Annotated in this window: 15 protein-coding genes; 10 read left to right on the plus strand and 5 right to left on the minus strand. The window is 60.6% G+C overall.

All coding sequences use genetic code 11. From position 1 onward, the window contains the following. Nucleotides 1-32 precede the first annotated feature (32 nt). Both AC50X7_RS08675 and AC50X7_RS08680 read left to right on the plus strand, forming a co-directional pair. On the plus strand, nt 33-1,175 hold the full coding sequence (locus AC50X7_RS08675) for a ThuA domain-containing protein (protein ID WP_494978636.1): 1,143 nt from the start codon (nt 33-35) through the stop codon (nt 1,173-1,175). Between the two features lie 224 nt (nt 1,176-1,399). Then, the gene (locus AC50X7_RS08680; RefSeq protein ID WP_494978637.1) at nt 1,400-1,999 is read left to right on the plus strand and encodes a hypothetical protein; all 600 of its coding nucleotides are present in this window, start codon (nt 1,400-1,402) and stop codon (nt 1,997-1,999) included. A gap of 30 nt (nt 2,000-2,029) precedes the next feature. Here the strand turns inward: AC50X7_RS08680 and AC50X7_RS08685 are convergent, their stop codons facing one another. From AC50X7_RS08685 to dnaA, 5 genes are all read right to left on the minus strand, one after another. After that, nucleotides 2,030-2,602 (minus strand): DciA family protein, encoded by a 573-nt coding sequence (locus tag AC50X7_RS08685; protein ID WP_494978638.1) that lies wholly within the window; start codon nt 2,600-2,602, stop codon nt 2,030-2,032. Beyond that, on the minus strand, nt 2,595-3,797 hold the full coding sequence (gene recF, locus AC50X7_RS08690) for a DNA replication/repair protein RecF (RefSeq protein ID WP_494978639.1): 1,203 nt from the start codon (nt 3,795-3,797) through the stop codon (nt 2,595-2,597). Before recF ends, AC50X7_RS08685 begins: the two co-directional genes overlap by 8 nt. A 44-nt stretch (nt 3,798-3,841) precedes the next feature. Continuing rightward, the gene (gene gnd / locus AC50X7_RS08695) at nt 3,842-4,726 is read right to left on the minus strand and encodes a phosphogluconate dehydrogenase (NAD(+)-dependent, decarboxylating) (RefSeq protein ID WP_494978640.1); all 885 of its coding nucleotides are present in this window, start codon (nt 4,724-4,726) and stop codon (nt 3,842-3,844) included. Nucleotides 4,727-4,811: 85 nt separating this feature from the next. Further along, nucleotides 4,812-5,936, minus strand: a complete 1,125-nt coding sequence (dnaN, locus tag AC50X7_RS08700) for a DNA polymerase III subunit beta (protein ID WP_307097536.1) — start codon at nt 5,934-5,936, stop codon at nt 4,812-4,814. Between the two features lie 523 nt (nt 5,937-6,459). Continuing rightward, nucleotides 6,460-7,881, minus strand: a complete 1,422-nt coding sequence (gene dnaA, locus AC50X7_RS08705) for a chromosomal replication initiator protein DnaA (protein ID WP_307097537.1) — start codon at nt 7,879-7,881, stop codon at nt 6,460-6,462. A 468-nt stretch (nt 7,882-8,349) separates the two neighbouring features. Between dnaA and rpmH the strand changes: the two genes are divergently transcribed. From rpmH to AC50X7_RS08745, 8 genes are all read left to right on the plus strand, one after another. Beyond that, complete coding sequence (gene rpmH, locus AC50X7_RS08710; protein WP_003800212.1) at nt 8,350-8,487, plus strand: 50S ribosomal protein L34; 138 nt, start codon at nt 8,350-8,352, stop codon at nt 8,485-8,487. A 40-nt stretch (nt 8,488-8,527) separates the two neighbouring features. Then, complete coding sequence (gene rnpA / locus AC50X7_RS08715) at nt 8,528-8,938, plus strand: ribonuclease P protein component (RefSeq protein ID WP_494978641.1); 411 nt, start codon at nt 8,528-8,530, stop codon at nt 8,936-8,938. After that, entirely contained in the window at nt 8,931-9,326 is a 396-nt protein-coding gene (gene yidD, locus AC50X7_RS08720; protein ID WP_494978642.1) for a membrane protein insertion efficiency factor YidD, read from the plus strand. The genes rnpA and yidD overlap by 8 nt, the downstream gene beginning before the upstream one ends. 15 nt (nt 9,327-9,341) lie before the next feature. Beyond that, entirely contained in the window at nt 9,342-10,316 is a 975-nt protein-coding gene (gene yidC, locus AC50X7_RS08725; protein ID WP_307097543.1) for a membrane protein insertase YidC, read from the plus strand. Continuing rightward, nucleotides 10,316-10,882: a Jag family protein gene (locus tag AC50X7_RS08730; protein ID WP_494978643.1), complete on the plus strand. Its 567-nt coding sequence runs from the start codon at nt 10,316-10,318 to the stop codon at nt 10,880-10,882. Before yidC ends, AC50X7_RS08730 begins: the two co-directional genes overlap by 1 nt. A gap of 21 nt (nt 10,883-10,903) precedes the next feature. Beyond that, nucleotides 10,904-11,554, plus strand: a complete 651-nt coding sequence (gene rsmG / locus AC50X7_RS08735; RefSeq protein WP_494978644.1) for a 16S rRNA (guanine(527)-N(7))-methyltransferase RsmG — start codon at nt 10,904-10,906, stop codon at nt 11,552-11,554. A gap of 89 nt (nt 11,555-11,643) precedes the next feature. Beyond that, entirely contained in the window at nt 11,644-12,711 is a 1,068-nt protein-coding gene (locus AC50X7_RS08740) for a ParA family protein (protein ID WP_494978645.1), read from the plus strand. A 66-nt stretch (nt 12,712-12,777) separates the two neighbouring features. Next, nucleotides 12,778-14,103 (plus strand): ParB/RepB/Spo0J family partition protein, encoded by a 1,326-nt coding sequence (locus tag AC50X7_RS08745; RefSeq protein ID WP_494978646.1) that lies wholly within the window; start codon nt 12,778-12,780, stop codon nt 14,101-14,103. Nucleotides 14,104-17,139: the final 3,036 nt, after the last annotated feature.

A 17,139-nucleotide genomic window follows, 5' to 3' on the forward strand; every position in this document is an offset into this window, starting at 1 on the left:
CGATCTGGGAACACTGAAACAAGAGGAGCGCAATGAAGCGATACATCCGTAAGGCAGTCCTCGGCGTACTTGGAACAGCGCTCGTCGTTCCTGCCCTGGTGGTAACTCCAGCCCAAGCCGGGCCCGTTCCGGGGCAGGCCGAGGTGGTAGAAAACTATGACGTACTCGTCGTTGGCAAGACGACCGGCTTTCGTCACAGCAGCATTGATGAGGCGACGACGGCGATCATCGCCCTCGGCGAGGCAAACGGTTTCAGCGTTGATGTCTGGGACCCACCGACGTCATCGCGGAATCAGGGCCAGCCCGACCGGACGCTGCCCAGCACGCCATTCACCAGTGCCTCCGACCTTGCCAAGTACGAGACCATCGTCTTCGTTTCCACTGTCGACGGCACCAATAACCTCGATCCTGCAAAGCCGACGCTGCTCGATGCGGACGAGCTGACGGCCTTCCAAGGCTATATCCGGTCAGGCGGCGGGTTCGCGGGCGTCCATGCAGCAACAGACTCAATGCACACGATTCCCTGGTACAGCCAACTGACCGGTGGCGGGGCACGGTTTGTCAGCCATCCTGAGCAGCAGACTGCTGTCCAAGTGGTTGAAGACGGCACCCATCCTTCGACAGAGCACCTGTCAGGGACCTGGACGCGCTTTGACGAGTGGTACAACTTCACGCAAAGCCCCCGCGACAGCGTTCGCGTCCTCACGAACCTTGACGAAACCACGTACAACGCGCGCGGCAACGCTATGGGTTCCGACCATCCCCTCTCTTGGTGCCAAAATTTTGAGTCCTCCCGCTCGTGGTACACCGGCGGAGGACATACGGAAGCATCGTACGTCGAGCCCGCTTTCCTTAAGCACCTGCTGGGCGGCATTGCATGGTCAGCCGGTGCGGTAAGCGGCGGCGGTGACTGCGTCACTTGGGCCGAGGTTGGATCAACGACAGGGGACCTACTCGCTGAAGGAAAGATCTCATCGAAGGCCGCCACCCAACTGACCAAACAGCTGGACAAGGCCCAGGACCTTGCCGAAGCCGGCCTGCATGCCGATTCTGCAGACAAACTCAACGCAGCTGCTGCCCAGGTCCTGGCGCACATCGACAGTGATTCCGAAGCTTATGACCTGTTGCTCGGAAAGGTACGTGACCTGCAAACCTGGCAGCTCGGACTGGAGTAAACATGGCGTCTGGCGCATCGGCGGCTGGAGTATCCGCCAGTGCGCCAGACACCATCAGCCCGAAGTCCGGAAATGCTCCATTCACTCCGCATCGTCAGCAAGCGGAGGAACAAAACGACCTGCTTGGTCTCCGAAGGTAGTCGATCCTCTTGAACCGTTCTTCGCGCCCCTCCCGCAGAACACACATTTTTGCCCTGGCGGCCGTTACTGCCGTCCTCGTAGCCGTGACCATTACATTCAGCGATGGGCGCGCCGGCGACGGCGGCAATGCCCAAGAGGCCAGTTCAATCGAGGCGGTTGCTGAAAAGCTCGCCGCTGGCCAGGCCACCGGAAGAGCTGAGCTGAACGCGCATTTGGCTTCTGCTGCCGAAGTGGCACAGGGGCATCTGGTACGGGTCCTGCAGGAACTCGCCCTCGCTGTACCGGTGGACCCAACCATCAGTTCAACTCCAGCCAGCGTCGGTGATGTGGACAAGTGGAATCGGAACTTGGCATCTGCGGCGTCTGCACTGGAAGCCGTCAAAGACGGCACAAGTGAACAGACGGTTACCCGGGAGGCCCTCATTGGTGCCGCTGAGCTGCTGCAGTCGGCAGCTGCCGGCTACGGACAATCATTAACCGCGCCTGCTGACCAGCGTGATGCACTTGCTGTAACTGTAGCGAAGCAACGCGAGGCGGCGGTGCGCCTGTGGCAGGCCGGAGCGGGACAACTGGATACGCTCACTGTTGGGTCAGGCGGAGGGCATGTGCACGTGTTCCTGGCCCTAAATGGTGACCCCGAGGCCGTCCCGGAGGAGTTCCAGGAGCCAGAGACCCAGCAATAGGCTGGCCTGCTTCAGGAGTCCGACGGCGGGCTATCCGTAGGTGTCGCGGGGTCCCCGGCCGTTGACGGACCGGCCGCCCTTGCGCCAGCTCGGCGCGGAGGGCCCAAGGACCTGAATGCTGGTGACCACTCCATCGCCCAATTCCACCCGGAATTTCTCCAGCAGGCTCAAGCTGAGGAGCCGCAGCTGTGTGGCCCATGCAGTCGAATCGCACCTGACGTGCAACGTTGTGTCGGTGAAGCTCTCCGGCGTGCAGTGGGCCGAGATTTCCGGTCCAACCAGGGTGGCCCATTCCGCCATGACGGAACCGACAGCAACAGGTGAGGTCCAGCCACGTTCAGCCACGAGGCGGCCCACTACTTTTCCGAGGCCGAGGGGATCGCGGCCGGTGGCATGGAACTGACTGAAGCCGCGGGTGTCCCGGATTCCCCGTTTGGCCTTTTGGGATCCGGGGCGCGGTGCGGCCCGGCGGATCTCGCCCCGCGCTGCGGCAGCCTCCCGCATTCTGTTCAGTGCAGCCTGGGGCGCATCGATGCTGTCAGGGACGCGGCTGTCGTATCCGCCAGGTTTTTGGCCACCTGCCTTTTCCTCGTCCCTATTCATCGATACCTCCCGCGATGACCTTCACCCGCCGGCCGGACAGCTCTTCCGGGATATCGGCGTCGACGGCGGCAGTCACCAGGACCTGTTCCGCACCCGAGACTATTGCCGCCAGTTTACGCCGGCGCTGGACATCAAGCTCAGCAAAAACGTCATCGAGGATGAGGATGGGGGCGGAGCCTCCAGTGCGGGCATCGTCCAGCATCACGTAGTAGGAAGCGAGCCGCAGCGAGAGGCACATGGACCACGTTTCACCGTGGGAAGCGTAGCCCTTGGCGGGTGCCTGGCCCAGGACCAGTTCCAGTTCATCTCTGTGCGGGCCAACCAGTGAGATGCCCCGTTCCAGTTCCTTCCGTCGCGCATCGGCGAAGGAGCGTACGTACCGTTCCGTCAACTGCTCAACGGTCAGCCGGCGCAGGTCGTCCGCGTCTGACGAAGTACCCCCGGCTCCGGTAGCCGCATCGCGCAGCAAGGGAGCGCCGTCGTCGTCCATCTGGTCCTGAAGGGTGGAGCGGTAAACGGCATCAGCAGGCTTTGACGCGTCAGTCAGCTCGGCATAAGCCCGGGCCAGGTGAGGGCGGAGGCGCTCCACAAGTTCAAGCCGCGCGTAAAGCAGCTCGGCACCGGCCTTGGCCATGTGCTGGTCCCACACATCGAGTGTTGCTTCGTGCGCGGAGGTGAACTTCCCGGCACGGGCTGACTTCAGCAGGGCGTTGCGTTGTTTCAGCACCCTGTCATAGTCGCTGCGCGTGGCCGCGTGGTGCGGAATCAGGCTGGCGAGCAGCTCGTCAAGGAAGCGGCGCCGGTTTGAGGGATCACCCTTTACGAGAGCCAGGTCTTCCGGGGCGAAGAGCACTGTCTGGCAGATACCCAGCAGATCGCGGGCGCGCACCGGGTTACTCCGGTTGATGCGGCCGCGGTTGGCGCGGCCGGCGTTGATTTCCAGCTCCAGTACAGTGATCTGCCCGCCGCGGACCAGCCTGGCCCGCACCAGCGCGCGGTCGGTGCCGAAGCGCAAAAGCGGCCCGTCGGAACTGACGCGGTGGGAGCTCAGGGTAGCCAGGTAGCCGATGGCCTCCATCAGGTTGGTCTTGCCGATGCCGTTGTATCCCACCAGAACGGTGACCCCCGGACCCAGGGCAAGGTCAACCTGGGCGTAACTGCGGAAGTCGGTCAGGGAAAGGTGTTCTAGGTACACGCGGGGCTGGCAATTCTGGGAACCGCGGAGGTTCCCGGTGGTGGCTACTTGGCGGGACGGGTTGCGTGGCCGCCGAACTGGTGGCGCAGTGCGGACACCATCTTCATGGCCGGGGAGCTGTCCTCGCGGGACTCGAAGCGCGCGAACAGCGCGGCGGTGATGGCCGGTGCGGGGATTGCGTTGGCGATGGCTTCTTCCACGGTCCACCTGCCCTCGCCCGAGTCCTCGACGTAGTCGTCGATGTTCTGCAGTCCCGGATCCTCGTCAAGTGCCTTAACCAGGAGGTCGAGCAGCCACGAACGGACAACGGTGCCCTTCTGCCAGGCGCGGAAAGTGCCTGGCAGATCGTTGATGATGTCCTTGGAAGCGAGGAGTTGGTAGCCTTCGGCGTATGCCTGCATCAGGCCGTACTCGATGCCGTTGTGCACCATCTTGGCGTAGTGGCCTGCACCGATTCCGCCGACGTGCACGAAGCTGTCCTCGCGTTCGCCCTCCGGACGCAGGGCGTCGAACACCGGAAGTGCCCGTTCGATGTCGGTTGCGTCGCCACCAGCCATCAGCCCGTAGCCGTTTTGCAGCCCCCATACTCCGCCGGAAACACCGCAGTCCGCGAAGCGGATGCCCTTGGCGGCGAGGAGTTCCCCGTGCTTCTGGTCTTCCGTGAACCGTGAGTTGCCGCCGTCGATGACAAGGTCGCCCTCGTCGAGCTTTTCGCTGAGTTCCTTGATGACAGCGTCCGTGACGTCACCGGCGGGAACCATCACCCAGATCAGCCGCGGACTTGGAACTGCGGCGAGGAGCTCATCGATCGAGCCGGCGTCAGTGACGTCCGGGTTCCGGTCATACCCGGTGACGTCCACACCGCCGTTGCGCAGGCGTTCGCGCATGTTGAATCCCATTTTGCCGAGGCCGATCAGTCCGATGTGCACGGTGGATCTCTTTTCTGCGCAGGTTTGGCTTTTGTTTTGGGGCAGAGAATGATGGGGACTTGCGAGGCGAGGGTGGCGGTGGGGACTAGTTGGGGAGGCGGACCGGCATCACGAGGTACCGGTAGTCATCCTGGTCCTCGCCGTCGGCATCAGCCTGGGCCGTAATCATGGCTGGCTTTGGTGCCGTCGTGAACGAGAAACGGACGAACTTAGTTTCAATCACGCTCAGGCCCTCCACCAGGTAATGGGGGTTGAACGCAACGGTGATGTCGTCACCGGAAAGCTGGGCTTCCAGTTCCTCCGAGGCCTGGGCATCTTCACCGGTGCCGGCATCAAGGTTCAACAGGCCTTGGGTGAATGCAAGGCGGACAGGTGTGTTGCGTTCAGCAACGAGGGACACGCGGCGTACCGCTTCCACGAGTTCCTGGGTCTGCACTGTGGCGTGGATGGGGGTGGAATCCGGGAAGAGTGAGCGGATTTTCGGGTAGTCGCCGTCCACGAGCAGTGATGTGGTGGTGCGGCCGCCGCTTTCAAAGCCGATCAAACGGCTTTCGTCATCGGATAGGGCCAGCTGGATGTCACCGCTGTTGCCGAGAGTCTTGGCCACTTCGTTCAGGGTCTTGGCCTTGACCAGCGCACTGGTGGAGATTCCGGGCGTTACCGGCTTCCAGGGCACCTCACGCATGGCGAGACGGTAGCGGTCTGTGGCGAGGAGGGTGATGAGGTCGTCCTCGATCTCCATCCGAACGCCGGTGAGGATGGGGAGGGTGTCATCCTTGCTCGCAGCGATGATCACCTGGGAGACGGCCTGGGCAAACGAGTCACCCGGAACCGTTCCACTCACGGTGGGAAGTGCCGGAAGCGGCGGGTACTCAGCTTCCGGCATCGTGGCCAGGTGGAAGCTGCTGCGGCGGCAGGTCAGGGTGACCTTGTTCCCATCCGTCTCGACGTCGACAGGGGCCGAAGGAAGGCTGCGGCAAATGTCCGCAAGGAGGCGGCCGGAAACCAAAATGGTGCCTTCGTCACGGATGTCAGCGGCGATTTCCAGGCGCGCGGAGGTCTCGTAATCAAAGCTCGAGAGGCTGACCGTGCCTGCTTCAGCCTTCAGCAAAAGGCCGGAAAGGACGGGGACGGGCGGCCGCGGAGACAACGAGCGGGCTGTCCAGGTGACGGCTTCTGCCAGGACGTCCCGATCGACTCTGAACTTCACGGAAGGGTGCCGCCTTTCATTGCTGCTGCGATGGTGTTCCGGAAACTTCCCGCAGGAAGTCACAAAAGGAGTTGTCCCGACACCTGAACCTGCATGGTCCGTTCTGCCTGGACCACGCAGAAACCCAAGGATGGGAGCGCTGCTGACAGCTTAGCCGGAAGATCAGCGATTAACCCATCCCCCGTCTTCCAGCGCCAGCTCCTTCGGGCCATTGGTCCCTCGGTGCGGCGCGGGAGATCGGAGTTGTTATTTGAGGGACTTCAAATTTTTGGGATTAGTAGTGTTAATAACTGCTGTGGAAACTGTGGATAACCTCCTCCGCCCGCAGGATCCGGCGGTTAAGCCCTGTTCATGGGTTGTGGGTGGAGCAGGTTTTAAACAGGGTGTGGATGGGGACAACATTTTTCGCGATTTTTCGAATCCACAGGCGCCTTAAGGGTTTTAAGCCCATTAACGGCGGTTGTCCCCTTAACTATCCACAGGCTTATCCACATGCACCTGTTAATAAGGTATAGATGCTCCGCTAGGAATCGCGCTGCTGCTGCTTGATCCGGTTGGTCAGCTCTGTCACCTGGTTGTAGATCACACGGCGCTCGGCCATCAGTTCGCGGATCTTGCGGTCTGCATGGATCACAGTGGTGTGGTCGCGGCCGCCGAGTTCCTGGCCGATCTTGGGAAGCGACATGTCCGTCAGCTCCCGGCACAGGTACATAGCGATCTGGCGGGCGGTGACCAGGGTCCTGGTGCGGGACTTGCTGCAGAGCTCTTCCATGCTGAGCTTGAAGTAGTCAGCGGTCTGCGTGAGGATCTGGCTCGAAGTGATTTCCTGGGCGCCGTCGTCGGTGATGAGGTCCTTGAGGACCATCTCGGCGAGGGCAACGTCCACGGGCTGGCGGTTGAGGCTGGCAAAGGCCGTCACGCGGATCAGGGCGCCCTCGAGTTCACGGATGTTGCTCGAAATCTTGGACGCGATGTACTCCAAAGCGTCATCCGGCGCGGAAAGACCCTCGCTGAGCGCCTTCTTCCGCAGGATGGCGATACGGGTCTCGAGCTCCGGCGGCTGGATATCCGTCAGCAGGCCCCACTCGAAGCGGGATTTCATGCGGTCTTCGAAACCGGCGAGCAGCTTGGGCGGCTGGTCCGAAGTGATAACAACCTGCTTGTTGTTGTTATGCAGCGAGTTGAAGGTGTGGAAGAACTCCTCCAGCGTCCGGTCCTTGCCGGCCAGGAACTGGATGTCGTCGATCAGCAGGACGTCCACGTTGCGGTACGTGGTTTTGAAGCTGGCGCCTTCATCGTCGCGGATGGAGTTGATGAAGTCGTTGGTGAACTCTTCCGAGTTGACGTAACGGACACGGATTCCGCTGTACAGGCGGCGCGCGTAGTGACCGATGGCATGCAACAGGTGCGTCTTTCCCAAACCCGAGTCGCCGTAAATGAACAGCGGGTTGTAGGCCTTGGCCGGCGCTTCTGCCACTGCGACGGCGGCGGCATGGGCGAAGCGGTTGGAGGAACCGATCACGAAAGTGTCGAAGACGTATTTGGGGTTTAGCCGGCCGAACTCGTGGGAGGTGCTGGGCAGCATGGGCTGCGGCTTCTGCTCGATGAGCTGGTCCGGCGAGAAGGAAGGTTCGACGACGGGTTCCGGCTCTACATGGACAGGCACCAGATCGGTGTCCACATCGATGGCGCAGCGGATGTCTTCGGAGAACACGTTGTGCAGGGCGTCGTCCAGGGCGTCCTTGACCTGGGTCTGCAGCACTTCGCGGGTGAGCTCATTGGGGACGGCAACCAGAAGGGTGGAGCCGATCAGGCCCTGTGCCTGCGCCAGGATGACAAAGCCCCGCTGCCGCGGCGTCACGCGGTGGTCCTGCTCCAGCAAGGTCACAACCCGACGCCAGGAACTTCCGACAGTATTGGCGTGGTTGGCTTCGTCTACTGTCATCAATCGGTTCCCTCAAAACTTGCTTTGCCTGCATTGCCTGCAGCCGCAAGTCTTGAACCAGGATGGGTTCAGCTTCATCCACAGGGTTATGCACAGCACGTGGATAATCGGCTACTGGGCAACTCTAGGGGATGAAAAGCCTAGAAGATAGCTGGCAAGTAGCTTGTGGATAATTACACGGGTGTTGTTCTGAATGGGGCCCTGTGAGCCACTTCATCCACAGGCTGGAGGGGCCAGTTGGCCACAGTTGTGGATAGCGCACGCGGCCTGCTCCGGTTTGACTCAGGGGCTTAAATTGCCCTAACGTTGTGAAGTCCTTTGTGTCCGCTTTTTGGCCCCATCTGAACCTCTCAGACGCAGTGCGTGTGAGCAGCCGGGGGAAGCGTGCATATACAAAACTTAGCGTCGGCCAGTTCTTCCCCTTTACTGATCGGGTGGGCGCACCTTTGATCCACTGGAGTAACTAACGTGAGCAAGCGGACTTTTCAGCCGAATAACCGCCGTCGAGCCAAGAAGCACGGCTTCCGCCTTCGTATGCGTACCCGTGCCGGCCGCGCCATCCTGGCAGCCCGTCGTGGCAAGGGCCGTACCGAGCTGTCGGCCTAAATAACTGACTCGTCGGTAGACATTTCTTTGCGAGTTTAAGGTGCTGGCCACCCGTAACCGTTTGAGGACTGCAACCGATTTTTCAACAACTGTACGTTCCGGTGTCCGCAATGGACGCCGGAACGTAGTGTTATATACGGCAGCTCTTGCTGCTGACGAACCCAGCCGGATCGGGTTCATCGTTTCCAAGGGTGTCGGGAACGCTGTGGTCAGGAACCTCGTTAAGAGGAGACTGAGAGAAGCAGGTGCTGCCTCGCTGCGCGAGAACGGTACCGGTTTTGCCATAGTGGTCCGGGCGCTTCCTGCGTCTGCGTCCGCGAGCTGGGATCAGCTGTTGTCGGATTACAACGCCGCACTGGCAGCGACTATGACCCGGCTGGCAGGCCGCCCTGTACAGGCTGCTGCCAACGGTTCGCCCGGTACAACACAGGAGGGGACACTGCGTGCGTAACGCCACCGCCGTCGTCGTCACCTATCTCCGTCCTGCTGCTGCCGCTGCCGGGAGGTTTTTCTGGAACCTGCCCCGCAACATCCTTATTCTTCTGTTGACCGCGTATCGCAAGGTGATTTCTCCCTTGTACGGCCAGGTCTGCCGCTTCTTTCCTTCATGCTCGGCCTATGCCCTTGAAGCGATTACTGTTCATGGTGCCGTCAAAGGAAGCTGGCTTGCCGTCCGCCGCCTGGGCCGCTGCCATCCATGGAATGCCGGCGGTGTGGACCATGTCCCCGCCGGCCACCGGGAATGGCCTGTCAGCCAGACCCCCACGATTGTTGTGCTGAACAACCCGGACAAGTACCTGGCTGCTCGGACTGATGGAGAAGGCCGCACGGCGGCCTGACGAATAGGGATAAGTATGGACTTCTTTGAAACAATCATGTTTCCGTTCAAGTGGCTGGTGTCCGTCATCATGGTGGGCTTCCACGAGGGCCTGAGCACCATTGGCATGCCCGAAGCTTCGGGCTGGACCTGGACTTTGTCCATCATCGGCCTGGTGCTGGTGATCCGTGCCGCCCTTATCCCGGTGTTCGTGAAGCAGATCAAGGCGCAGCGCGGCATGCAGCTCCTGCAGCCGGACCTGAAGAAGCTACAGGACAAGTACAAGGGTAAGACTGACCAGCTCTCCCGCCAGGCAATGGCCCAGGAACAGATGGCCATGTACAAGAAGCACGGCACCAACCCGTTCTCCGCCTGCTTGCCCATGCTGATCCAGATGCCGTTCTTCTTCGCGCTGTTCACAGTGCTGTCCGGGATCTCGACGGCGAGCCGCGAGGGCGAGGGCATCGGCGCCATGAGCCACGAGCAGGTTGTGCAGTTCGATGACTCCACCATCTTCGGTGCCACTCTGTCCGCGTCCCTGCTGCATGGCGGCGACGGAAACCAGGTGGCAGTTTGGATCCTCTCCATCCTGATGATCCTTGCAATGACGGCCTCGCAGTTCATCACGCAGAAACAGATCATGGCCAAGAACATGTCTGAAGAAGCCATGGCCAGCCCCTTCATGCGCCAGCAGAAGATGATGCTCTACATCCTGCCCATCGTCTTCGGTGTTGGCGGCATCAACTTCCCCATCGGCGTCCTGATCTACTGGACCACCACCAACCTCTGGACCATGGGCCAGCAGTTCTTCGTTATCCGCCGCATGCCGACGCCGGGATCCCCCGCCGCCAAGGCCCTCGCCGAGCGCCGTGCCGCCAAGGGCCTTCCGGCTCTCTCGATCCTGACGGGCAAGAAGGACGAGGACGCCGACGCAGCTGCTGCCGCCGCTGCCGTGGCGCAGGCCAAGAGCCAGCGCATCCAGCCACAACGCAAGAACAGGAAGAAGAAGTAATGTCAGCCGAGAGTACCGAACACGCCCTTTCCGAAGAGATCATCGACGATCCGGACGAGTCCGTGGCCGAGGACTCCTCCGTCCCCAAGGTTTCCTCGGCCAGCCGGCTTGAGGAAGAGGGGGACGTGGCGGCGGATTATCTCGAGGAACTGCTGGACATCGCGGACATCGACGGCGACATCGACATCGAGGTCCGCAACGGCCGCACCTACATCTCCATCGTTACCGAGGAAGAGTCCGATACCCTGGACGGCCTGGTGGGTGAGGACGGCGAAGTCCTTGAAGCCCTGCAGGAACTGACCCGGCTTGCTGTGTTGTCCGCAACGGAGAACCGCTCACGGCTGGTGCTGGACATCAACGGCTACCGGCAGGAACGCACTGGCCACCTGCAGAAGATCGCCGAAGACGCAGCGGCGGCTGTGAAGCAGACCGGCGAGGCTGTGGCCCTTGAGCCAATGAGTGCCTATGAGCGCAAGATTGTCCACGACGCCGTCGCTGATCTTGGCTTGGTGAGCGAGTCCGAGGGCGAAGGCGCCGGACGCCACATCGTTGTATCCGCGGACTAGAGAATTGCTGATTCGCTAATCATGGTTGACATCACGGCAGCTGAGCTTCTGGCGGCTGAAAAGATTTTTGGCGATCGCCTGGACCTCGCTAAGCGTTATGTGGAACACCTCGCCACCTCCGGAACGGAGCGTGGGCTTATTGGGCCGCGGGAAATTCCCCGCTTGTGGGGACGGCACGTCCTTAACTGTGCGGTCATCGAAAGCGAGATCGCACAGGGAAGTCACGTTGCCGACGTCGGCAGCGGCGCCGGGCTGCCAGGCCTTTGCCTGGCGATCGCGCGCCCGGACCTGGAGCTCACTCTGATCGAACCGCTGGAGCGCAGGGTGATCTGGCTGCAGGAAGTGGTCGATGATCTGGGCCTGGACAACGTGACAGTCATGAGGACCCGCGCTGAACTTGCAGTTGGCCATGTGGAGGCCGACGTTGTGACGGCGCGGGCGGTATCTGCTCTTAGTAACCTCGCAGGCCTCACCATCCCCCTGCTCGGCGGGCATGGTGAAGTTGTTGCCATCAAGGGCCGCAGTGCAGCCGAGGAAATCGAGAAGGCAGCGAAGGTTATCCGCAAACTGGGGGGCGTTCATACATCCGTCGTTACGGTGGGCGACAATATGCTGGAAGAGCCCACCACCGTAGTACGCATCGTTGTAAACAAGTCCCAAAAGAAGGCCTAGGGTAGGCCCGGCGGCCACAGTCTGCCGGGGTAAGCAGTTAGGCTAGTCAACGGCAGCAAAAATAGCTGAACGAGAGTGAGTGTGCCCCAGTGACCAGTAGCGAAGCCTCCACGCAACGGATACCGCCGTTCGTGTCATTGGGGTCAGCGCGTTCTCTCGCTGGTGCTGTTTCTGCCGCCTCGGGTTCCCTCGGAAATCAACCGAAGCAGGTATCAAAGTCTTCGCCGGCATTTGTTTCACGTGAAACAACGTCTACCGGTAGAGCGAACGTCATCGACGCAATTGACGATTCGAGCCCTATCGCGCGCGAACTTGCCCACGAGACCCGCCGGCGTGAACGGCTAGTCGGACGTCAGCTGCCTCGTCCGGAAAAGACGCGCATTTTCACGGTGTCGAATCAAAAGGGTGGCGTAGGCAAGACCACTACTACGGTTAACATCGCTGCCGCCCTAGCCGCTGCCGGCTTGAACGTCCTGGTTATCGACATTGACCCCCAGGGCAACGCTTCCACCGCCTTGGGCATTGAGCACCACGCAGATGTGGACAGCATCTATGACGTCCTGATCAACGATGTTCCCCTGGCCGACGTGGTGGCGCAGTGCCCCGATATCGGCAACCTCATTTGCGCACCGGCAACCATCCACCTGGCAGGTGCGGAAATCGAACTCGTGTCCCTTGTGGCCCGTGAGCAGCGGCTGCGCCGGGCCATTGATGTTTACGCAAAGGCACGCGCGAAGAAGGGCGAAGAGCGCCTGGACTACATCTTCATTGACTGCCCGCCAAGCCTTGGGCTTTTGACCGTCAACGCATTCTGCGCGGCGAGTGAAGTCCTGATTCCGATCCAGTGCGAGTACTACGCCCTGGAAGGCTTGAGCCAGCTCCTCAAGAACATCGAGATGATCCAGAAACATCTCAACGCTGATCTTGTGGTTTCCACCATTCTCCTGACCATGTACGACGGCCGAACCAACCTTGCTGCCCAGGTCGCCGCCGAGGTCCGCCAACACTTCCCCGAACAAGTACTGTCTGCGGTAGTGCCGCGCTCGGTTCGTATCTCTGAAGCTCCGAGCTACCAGCAAACCGTGATGACCTACGACCCTTCATCCAGTGGCGCCCTGTCCTACCTGGAAGCCGCTGCTGAAATAGCAGAACGCTAAAATCTTCAAGAACTGCAACAACTGGAGTGCGGCCAGACTGTGCTCTACCACTGGAGGGATTTACCCATGAGCGAGAAGCGAAGGGGCTTAGGCCGCGGTCTTGGCGCGCTGATTCCGAGTTCCGCCGGTGCGAATGGGGCGGGCAACGGGGCAGCAGTTTCGCGTCCCGTTGATCTCTTTTTCCCTGAGGGGCGCAGGAAGACTGTAGAGCCCGAGGAAGTTGTGGTTACTTCACCGGCGGAGGAATCCGAGCCGACAAGTAATGGTGTCACCAAGCCTGCGGGCACCAATAATTCTGCTTCCAAGGCTCAAGGCAGCACCTCGCGTAAAACGACTTCATCCAAATCATCCGCAGCGCAGCGGGCATCAGAGTCGGCGGGCACTTCCAGCCGCTCCGGTAGCGAGACGGCGACGAAGACCACCGTCAGCACTAAGGTTGCCGGGAAAGCCGCGGTCGATACGGCTGCGGAAGCGGCGGACTCAACTGATGCGGAGAGGCCCGAACCACTTGACGCCACGACCGGCGAATCCTTGGGATCGTTTGGTTCGGATACTGGTGTGGAGCTTGTACCGGTTCCCGGAGTCCGTTTTGCGGAAATCCGCGTCTCCGATATCCATCCCAACCGGAAACAGCCGCGTGCTGTGTTCGATGAGGACGACATGGCGGAGCTTGTCCACTCCGTCCGCGAAATTGGAGTCCTCCAGCCAATTGTGGTGCGGAATTCAACCGAAGCCGGTGGCGAGCCGTTCGAGCTCGTCATGGGCGAGCGGCGATGGCGTGCGGTACAGGCTGCCGGACTGGAAACCATCCCTGCAATCGTTCGGGACACTACCGACGATGACCTGTTGCGGGATGCACTGCTGGAAAACCTCCACCGGAGCCAGCTGAATCCATTGGAAGAGGCAGCCGCCTACCAGCAGTTGCTCGAAGACTTCGGTACTACCCACGAACAGCTGGCGGACCGCATTGGCCGCTCCCGCCCCCAGGTATCCAACACCCTCCGGCTCCTGAAGCTGCCGCCTCTGGTCCAGCGCCGGGTTGCAGCCGGAGTGCTGTCTGCGGGCCACGCACGCGCCCTTCTGGCACTTCCTGACGCAGCGGCTATGGAACGCTTGGCACAGCGCATCGTTGCTGAAGGGATGTCCGTGCGCGCCACGGAAGAAGCTGTGGCACTGTACCAGGACCCGACTAAGCCGGCGAAAAACAACATTCCTCGTCCGGGAGCGCGCCATGAGCGCCTTGACTACCTCGCGTCTTCGCTTTCGGACCGCTTGGATACAAACGTGAAGATCTCGTTGGGTGTGCGCAAGGGCCGGGTCAGCATTGAATTCGCCAGCGTTGAGGATCTCAATCGGATCATGGATGTGCTCGCTCCGGGTTCTGAGAACTGAAGTGCCCAGGCGCCAGACGCTCTCGGCGTCTTTGCGAGGACTTGTGAAGAAGTTGTCGTCTTACTTTGGTAGGCCCTTGTCAGGGTTCTGTGCTGCGCTGGCTGGGTACAGCTTGCCCGCTTGGACAGTGCGGTGTGTCCCGCACCTCCATGTACTGCTCGTGGTCCACATGCCTTTGGTAACCAGCAATAAATCTTGATACCCGGCGGGTGCAATGCCTGGACTGCCCCAAGGCTGGGAGCCCGGTCCACGATGGGAACGCGTTCCGCCCGGTTTGCTGCTTGTTTCACGTGAAACAGACCGTGGATCTCTAGTCAAAAGCCTGTCAAGTGTAATTGAGGCTTCCCTCGCTGCTCACGGCCCGAAGAAGCCGCGTGCATTCGGTTGGCGGACCGTATGGGACTCGCGACGCGACTCCCAAGCCCGAACGGAACTGTGTCCCTCGGCTCATCAAGACCGCACCGCTTCTGTTCTGTGCCAGACGGCCGGTTTGGGACGCCGCACTGATCCTGCCCCGCGATCTTCAGAGCCGACCTGCAGGGTGTTGCGTTGCCGAAACAATGAAAGTGCTCAAGTCTGAGTACCTTGGCATTGCCTTTTGCTTCAGTTCCTCCCAAATCATCTGCCGTACGCACTATGGGTGCGGAGTCCGACTCACAGCCAGGCAAGTGAGTACTCTTTGGCCTTTCCAAGCAAATCCTAGGCCCGATCTTACTGATTCACGTGAAACGTTAAGACGGACGGCGGCTCGCCTTCCCAAGTGCACCAGCCCGTCAGGGTTGCGCGCCACCGATGCCCCGCCAGCTAGGAAAAGAGTGGCGTGGGAACCGCAGTGGTTTAGTACTTCGCGGTAGAACGTCATGGCGCGGCGCTAATGCTAGGGCCCCTTGGTATCGCCTGTGCCTACCCATGACAAACCGGCTCATACCGGGAAAGCAGTTACACTCCAGGCACAAGAGCTGCAGGTCTGCGCACCTTTTACCAAGAGGGCCCTTCGGTTTAGAGGGCGGCTCCAGTCACATTCTGCCTAAGCCTTCAACATCCGTCCAGCGGCCATGCCTCGGATGCGACAAGGCCAGATAGGCCAGGACCAAGCGATTTCCAGACTGTACCAAGACTCATTCATGCGTGTTGCAGTAGCTACTTGCATAGCCGAAGGCCAGAGCTGTACGGAACATCGTGCGCCTGGTGGCAGACAAACATGACCGGCGTGACTGGACCGCTGCTGTTCCAATCAGTCCCCTGGTCGGGCTACGATCTGGAGCTCTTGCATTTATAGGCGCAGCGTGCCGCCCTGGTCATTCATGCAACCCCGCTGGTGGATTGGCAGCGGCACTCCCTTTACCCCTATCCCACCTTCCATAGGTCCCGGAACGCAAGCCTCGTCTTCTCTGCTTCGCGCTCCCATTTGCGAGAGACCATAGCCCCCCTGTGGCGGAAGGTAGCAACTCCTCTTGTTTCACGTGAAACGGCGCAGGGCAGTCTTGCCTTCGTTCCGTTTGCATGGGAGCTCCGCAGTGCTGAGTCGGCGGTCTCACCCCAACTGAGTCTGTGCGGCCCAGGAAGGTGGACTCCAGGCTACCGGTCAGTCACATGCTTCATCACAAAAGGGCCACTAACGATAAAGAGGTTTGCGGTCTTGCTACTTGCCCTCCTCGCTAGTGCTTCTGCCAGTCGGAGGATCGCGGGGTGAATTGGCCGTGCCCGACTAAGTGAGCCTCGTCGCGCTCGATGAGTACAGGCGCCCAGGAGCACACGACCAGATGCGCCTTCCCCGTAGCATCACGCCCCCTTCCATTGAGCGGAGGATGACTAGGAACCACAAGGCAGGCGAGCATTGGGCAGTAGTTGCACCAGGGTGAAGACAGGACGCATCTTCATCCCCCACTTTTTGCGGGAGCAGAGGCACATCGGGTTGGACACCCGGCTGCCAACTGGCGATGCGGTGCACCTGCACAACCCAAATCTAGCAGTTCAAGTCGTGCTACCCCCGGCCGGCCGAGCGCCATAGCGTAGCCATTCACCGACAGACAAACCTCCTTCTCGGCGTGCAGGACCTAACGTCATTCTCATGAACGGCGCAGCGGACTGGACGTAACTGCGCCTGAAGAGATACTTCTCTATTCCTCGATGGTGCTCAGCGCGTGCTGACGCTGTTAAATCGGGAGACGATAATCCGTGGCAGCCGTGTGGAAAGCGCGGTGGACAAGGATGTGGATAAGTCTGTGGATAGGATCGTGGGCAGGGGTGTTTCGCGGACGCAAAGTGGTCGGCCGCGACGACGTATTTCACGCGGTTTGCCGACTCGCTCCGCTGAACGTCTGACGTGTTTCACGTGAAACACCTCGACCTCGGAAGTGTAGGAGTAGCAAGTAGACGCATTGTAGCTGCGGACAGCTGAGTTTAGCGCCGTTGTGGTTTATTTGCGCACCTGCGGGGGCTGAAAAGACTGTGCTGCCGGCCAACCTGTCGAGCAACATGATGCGCACGACTGTCGCCTCGCGCCCGGTGATCCAACCTTCGACTTCTTCCCACGGGAGAGGAACCTGTAACCCCCGCTAACGGGCTGTGGATAAACGTGGTGATAAGTCGAGCGGGCGCTGTGGATAATAGTGTGGACAAACCATCGACGGCCTAGTCTTAGTCCGGCGCAATTTGTGTACACAACGATCGTCAGCAGTCGAAAAGGAGACCGACGCTTCCGCAACTCATGACCGTCATGGTCGAATGTTGACCTCAGTCGGACAGTAGTGGCCTGGCCCTCTACGACTCGACTAGGGCGCGGCTCGCGACACCGCCGGCGATGCCCGGCACATGCTTGTTTTTGGAATGTCTCCGGCACTCCAAGTGATGAGGTCCTGCGCTTCTTGCCTTCCTGCGTTGTCTGCATCTGATGAGCGGTGCCGTGGCATTCCGAATAGCGCCAAAGGCTGAGTGTCCTTAGGTTCAGTCCACTACAGCCTCCTCGAGCGGCACTGACCGGTCTGTCCGCTGCTCTTGTTTCTCCGGGCGCCTTGCTACGAAGGGAAGCCGGCA

It is taken from the genome of Pseudarthrobacter sp. Hb11 (assembly GCF_059383655.1).

What these genes read in the sequence shown, in the direction of transcription:
- rsmG (WP_494978644.1), top strand. Translation starts at nt 10,904, where the DNA reads ATGGTTGACATCACGGCAGCTGAGCTTCTGGCGGCTGAAAAGATTTTT.
- AC50X7_RS08730 (WP_494978643.1), top strand. Translation starts at nt 10,316, where the DNA reads ATGTCAGCCGAGAGTACCGAACACGCCCTTTCCGAAGAGATCATCGAC.
- AC50X7_RS08685 (WP_494978638.1), bottom strand. Translation starts at nt 2,602, where the DNA reads ATGAATAGGGACGAGGAAAAGGCAGGTGGCCAAAAACCTGGCGGATAC.
- dnaA (WP_307097537.1), bottom strand. Translation starts at nt 7,881, where the DNA reads ATGACAGTAGACGAAGCCAACCACGCCAATACTGTCGGAAGTTCCTGG.
- yidC (WP_307097543.1), top strand. Translation starts at nt 9,342, where the DNA reads ATGGACTTCTTTGAAACAATCATGTTTCCGTTCAAGTGGCTGGTGTCC.
- AC50X7_RS08745 (WP_494978646.1), top strand. Translation starts at nt 12,778, where the DNA reads ATGAGCGAGAAGCGAAGGGGCTTAGGCCGCGGTCTTGGCGCGCTGATT.
- AC50X7_RS08675 (WP_494978636.1), top strand. Translation starts at nt 33, where the DNA reads ATGAAGCGATACATCCGTAAGGCAGTCCTCGGCGTACTTGGAACAGCG.